The organism is Streptomyces sp. SID13726 (assembly GCF_010548375.1).
Taxonomy (GTDB): domain Bacteria; phylum Actinomycetota; class Actinomycetes; order Streptomycetales; family Streptomycetaceae; genus Streptomyces.
The window spans coordinates 1-392 of the sequence record NZ_JAAGLY010000819.1 but is presented as its reverse complement, the minus strand read 5'-3'; the positions used below and the strand labels follow the sequence as shown (position 1 = coordinate 392).

The window sequence follows — 392 nt, the reverse complement described above, 5'->3', positions numbered from 1 at the left end:
GCGCGCTGACCGGGCGAGGATGGGCGCCATGACTCCCGAGACCCTCCCCACCCCGGACGACCTCGTGCACCTGCGCCGCTGCGTCGAGCTCGCGCGCGAGGCGCTCGACGACGGCGACGAGCCGTTCGGCTCGCTGCTCGTCGACCGCGACGGGGCCGTGCGGTTCGAGGACCGCAACCGTGTCAAGGACGGCGACGCGACCCGGCACCCGGAGTTCGAGATCGCCCGCTGGGCCGCAGAGCACCTGACCCCCGAGGAGCGGCGCGCCGCGACCGTCTACACGTCCGGCGAGCACTGCGCGATGTGCAGCGCGGCGCACGCGTGGGTCGGGCTCGGCCCGATCGTCTACGCGTCGAGCACGACGCAGCTCGTCGGCTGGCTCGACGAGTGGC

The 392-nt window shown here is 74.5% G+C and carries 1 protein-coding gene; it reads left to right on the top strand.

The features are described 5' to 3' along the window. Positions 1 to 28: 28 nt before the first annotated feature. Positions 29 to 392: nucleoside deaminase (locus G3I78_RS50475; RefSeq protein WP_203616625.1), on the top strand; the 364-nt coding region annotated here is incomplete at its 3' end.